General features: G+C 36.9%; 5 protein-coding genes. All 5 read right to left on the bottom strand.

Translation table 11 applies throughout. From position 1 onward, the window contains the following. Positions 1 to 52 precede the first annotated feature (52 nt). The 5 genes from H4J50_RS18530 to pspA all read right to left on the bottom strand — a co-directional run bounded on the left by H4J50_RS18530 (position 53) and on the right by pspA (position 4190). The gene (locus tag H4J50_RS18530) at positions 53 to 1066 is read right to left on the bottom strand and encodes a YcjF family protein (protein ID WP_220466347.1); all 1014 of its coding nucleotides are present in this window, start codon (positions 1064 to 1066) and stop codon (positions 53 to 55) included. Further along, positions 1063 to 2493 (bottom strand): YcjX family protein, encoded by a 1431-nt coding sequence (locus H4J50_RS18535; protein ID WP_182257639.1) that lies wholly within the window; start codon positions 2491 to 2493, stop codon positions 1063 to 1065. The genes H4J50_RS18530 and H4J50_RS18535 overlap by 4 nt, the downstream gene beginning before the upstream one ends. A 274-nt stretch (positions 2494 to 2767) precedes the next feature. Then, on the bottom strand, positions 2768 to 3241 hold the full coding sequence (gene pspC, locus H4J50_RS18540) for an envelope stress response membrane protein PspC (RefSeq protein WP_108455293.1): 474 nt from the start codon (positions 3239 to 3241) through the stop codon (positions 2768 to 2770). Continuing rightward, positions 3238 to 3465 carry an envelope stress response membrane protein PspB gene (gene pspB / locus H4J50_RS18545; RefSeq protein ID WP_108455292.1) on the bottom strand — a complete coding sequence of 76 codons (228 nt, stop codon included), beginning with the start codon at positions 3463 to 3465 and terminating at the stop codon, positions 3238 to 3240. Before pspB ends, pspC begins: the two co-directional genes overlap by 4 nt. Before the next feature lie 53 nt (positions 3466 to 3518). After that, positions 3519 to 4190: a phage shock protein PspA gene (gene pspA, locus H4J50_RS18550; RefSeq protein ID WP_108455291.1), complete on the bottom strand. Its 672-nt coding sequence runs from the start codon at positions 4188 to 4190 to the stop codon at positions 3519 to 3521. Between the last annotated feature and the right edge of the window lie 104 nt (positions 4191 to 4294).

Here is a 4294-nt window from a genome sequence, read left to right on the forward strand (position 1 = left end):
GTTACATACAAATGTACAAATATAAAAATAGCTTTAAATTTCAATAGTTAAATTATTTTTTATTGACAAGTGATTGCACTTGGCTAACAACTTGTTGACGTATATGCGCTAATTTTGGCGCATCATCAGAAAAAGGAATAGGTCGACACAAATGCATAGCTTTAAGTCCTAATCGCGCCGTTAACATACCTGCGCCTAAGCCTTGTGCCATTCGTGCTGATAATTTCCCTAATAGCTCTACGCCTAACAAATCGGCACCTAAATCTGCAACTAACTCACTAGCGCCAGCATAAGCCATATTGATAATAACTTGTTTAATGAGTTTTACGCGGCTCCAATAGCCCAACTTCAAGCCATATAACGCAGAAATTCTATTTACCAACCGTAAATTTCGCCACAACATCAAAAGCATATCAATGATAGCAATGGGACTTAGTGCGACCAAGACTACTGATTCAGAGGAAAATTTTGCAATTTCTTTTAACGCTTTTTGATCTACCTGAGATAATACATTTCGCTCGTACAGCTGAATTATTTCTACGTCACTATACTCTTCAAGATTTAATTTTTGCCACGAGCTATGATCAAACTCAGCTAAATCACTAGGTAAGCGCTTTGAAATTTTATCACATAAGCTTTTGGCATCGACATTCGAGTCTTTTTTGAAAATACTTTGAGCCTGCTGTTGAAGGTTCTCTTGGTATTTAAACTGTCTAAGGCCCGCAAATTCTCGCCAAACAGTTCGGCCACAAACAAGTAATAAACCTGATAATAATATGGCATATAAACTGGCAATAATTGGTGATTGACTGAAACCATTAACAAAAAACTGTACAGCCTCAACCCCGACTAATGTAATAAACACAAGTCCTATCGTTCGCCATAGCCAGCTAGGTTTTTCTGTTTCGATAGTTATATTGTCTTCTACTTTCTCTATTTGCTCGTCGCATACCCAGTCTTGTTCGTTAACAATAATTTGTGGTGTATTGTCCTTAATGGGACCGTCATCAACATCAACACTATCAAATAGAATTTGCTGTTGGTATTTTTCTTTATTTTCTATCATTTCAATTTATCCCCAAGCAAAAATTGCAACATTTGATCCATGCGAAGATGCGGTAAACACTCGTCACTACTAACAGACTCAATCGGTGAAAAAGCAATATAATTGAAAGGTTGCTTCTGCCAATAATCCAACGTTGGAATACTCGCTGGGACCGCACCTGGAAATAGCGTAATCGTTTGGTCATTACTTAGTTGTCGTCCTTTAATTACAGGAATTGTTTGTCCTTGATATTGGCTTTTGCCCACTTTAGTTGCTTTAACGGATGCAATAGCCAATGTTTTCATTTTAATCGCATCAAAACTCAGTGTTTGCTTAGTTTGAAAAACAAGTTTATTCAATAAAGACACTAAGTTTTCATGTTGTTCAGGTGTGACATGATCCGCTTTTGTCGCGGCAAAAAGTAAACGGTCAATTTTAGGAGAAAACAAGCGCGAGAATATACTTGATTGACCATACTGAAAGCTTTCCATGATCATCGCTATAGCATTTTGCAAATCGGCAAAACTTTCAGGACCTTTGTTTAGTGGCGTTAAGCAATCAGCAAGCACAATTTGTCGGTCAAAATTAACAAAATGTTCTTTATAAAACTTCCGTACTACACGTTCTTTATATTCAATAAATCTTGCACGTAACATACCTATATAACAATCGTCCTTGGCATTTTGATACTCATTACTGTCGATATCATCAAAGCCACTGTAAGGGAAAAACTGTAAAATAGGAGCATCTTCTAGCTCCCCCGGAAGTATAAACCGTCCGGGTTGAATAACAGATAAACCAAGTTGATGACGAAAAAGTAACAGTAAATCGGTGTACTCTTTTGATAGTTGCGCTAAAACCGCTTCATCAACACTGGCGAAAGGATCAAATTCGGCTAATTTATCCAAAAAATCTTGAGCGTGCTCGCTTCTTGGTGCCTGTGTAAGCAACATAGTCGTTTGTTTTGACCATTCTTCGAAGGTTAGCGATAACATCGGTAAGTCGAGAAGCCATTCACCCGGATAATCAGTGATATCAATATAAAGTGTCGCTGACTCTGTAGCATATTTAAGAATTGAATCTTTCGGTTGATAACGAACAGCCAACCGTAATTCACTAATACCATTCGTTGGCTTCGGCCATTTGGGTGGCGATTGACATAATGCAGATAGTGCACCGTCATATTCAAACCTAGGTATATGGAGATGTTTTTGTGGTACACGCTTAGCAGCAATGTATCGGCCTTGATGAACAACATTAAAAAAGCTTAGCTGTGAATTACTTCCTTCATTAAGTAACTGATTGACTAATGAAGTAATGAAAGCGGTTTTACCACTGCGACTAAGCCCTGTTACGGCAAGCGTGACATGTTGATCGATAGACCGATTAACAATGTCGCTAGCTTTTTGTTTTAACTTTTCTAACTTCGCTTTATTAATAAGTGCCATACTTAATTACTATCTTTTATGTTTTTCAATATGTTGAAGAGAATAAGAATTACTGATGAACTTTAAAATGACAAGTGATATTTTCAATTACACAATTACTTTAACGTATTTTTCTAAAATTTTTATCTCGTTAACGTCTTTAAACGTTTGTTTGAAGATTATCTTAATAGACGCTATTTAACCTGATAATAGCGGTTTTACGCTTTTCTTACAGTACTTGTTTAATTTAATCACTTATATTTTGACAATAAAAAAGCGGCCAGGCCGCTTTAATTTATAACTTATTAATTTCTCGAGAAACGGTAAATTCAGGTGAAGTTACATAACGTTCTATGACTTGCAATTCTAACTCTAAGGTTTGGAATTTGCGTCTAATATCATGAAATGCTTGTTTTGGCGGCTCCCCTGCTTGCCAAATACGAGACTTAACTTTAATCGATTCATTGGTAATATCATCATCAGCATCATATTGCTGCGAGCTTGCTGATTTTTTAGTTTGGTATTGGCTGCCTTGAGCAAAATTGCCTTTGTGGGCATTACCCACATTAGCTGGCTTTTTATCTAAAATAAACCAAGCAGCGATATAAATAACCACAAACCACTGCATACCTAACAATACACCTGAAACGATCAGTATGCGTACCAACCATGATTCCCAACCAAAGTAATCGGCAATGCCTGCACAGACACCAGCTAACTTTCCTTGGCTCGTATTTCTATATAACTCACCTCGGGATTTGCTGGTCATAATTTATTTCTCCACTCCGGTGTTTCAACATCTAAAATAGCTTCAAGAGTTTTAATTCTGTCTGCCATTTTGTCAGCAAGTGCCGATAGCTCAGTTAATTGAATATACTCTTCTTCACTGAAGCCCTGGTTTATTTGGCGTTTACTTCGATAGTGTAGTATTAACCAAATAGGCGCTACGACGACCATAAATATAATGACTGGGGCGATGATAATCTCATCCACAATAATTCTCCTTTAATTTTGTCTAATACAAGACATGCGCAGGTATCGTCTACTTATTTAGTTTTAGCTTCTGATTTCATTTTAGCTTTCAATTGCGCTAATTCATCATCAACTTTATCATCTGATGCCAAATCTGCAATTTCATCTGCTAATGACTTGCTGCCCATATCGTAAGACTCAACCTGTGCTTCTATGTCATCAATTTTACGTTCGTAATGGTCGAAGCGACTCAACGCATCATTAACACGTTCACTGTCGATGTTCTTTTTCACTTTTAAACGTGAGCTAGCAGTTTTTTCACGCATAATAATCGCTTTTTGACGAGACTTAGCATCTGCTAGTTTGTCTTGTAGCTGCGAAATTTCACTTTGTAGTTTAGCAATATGTCCATCTACATGAGATAACTCGTCGGCCAATGCGCCTGCATTTTCAACACTTTTTTTCTTTTCCATTAACGCTGCTCGCGCTAAGTCTTCACGATCTTTACTTAAGGCTAACTCGGCTTTCTCTTGCCATTGCGCTGCATCAGATTCAAAACGGTTAATTTGACGTGCTAAGTCTTTCTTATCTGCTAATGTTTTTGCTGATGAAGAACGCACTTCAACTAGCGTATCTTCCATTTCTTGTATGATTAAGCGCACCATTTTTGCAGGATCTTCTGCTTTGTCTAATAAGTTGTTAATATTAGAGTTAATGATATCTGTGAACCTTGAAAAAACACCCATAATTACTTCCTCATTCAAAAATTTACTTTAATTGTCTTAGCTTTTACTATTCACGTTCTGCGCCAAGTTTTAAAATTAAAGTAAACTACTGATTAGTAATACTT

The organism is Colwellia sp. 6M3 (genome assembly GCF_014077595.1).
In the GTDB taxonomy this organism is placed as follows: domain Bacteria; phylum Pseudomonadota; class Gammaproteobacteria; order Enterobacterales; family Alteromonadaceae; genus Cognaticolwellia.

What these genes read in the sequence shown, in the direction of transcription:
- H4J50_RS18530 (WP_220466347.1), bottom strand. Translation starts at nt 1,066, where the DNA reads ATGATAGAAAATAAAGAAAAATACCAACAGCAAATTCTATTTGATAGT.
- H4J50_RS18535 (WP_182257639.1), bottom strand. Translation starts at nt 2,493, where the DNA reads ATGGCACTTATTAATAAAGCGAAGTTAGAAAAGTTAAAACAAAAAGCT.
- pspC (WP_108455293.1), bottom strand. Translation starts at nt 3,241, where the DNA reads ATGACCAGCAAATCCCGAGGTGAGTTATATAGAAATACGAGCCAAGGA.
- pspA (WP_108455291.1), bottom strand. Translation starts at nt 4,190, where the DNA reads ATGGGTGTTTTTTCAAGGTTCACAGATATCATTAACTCTAATATTAAC.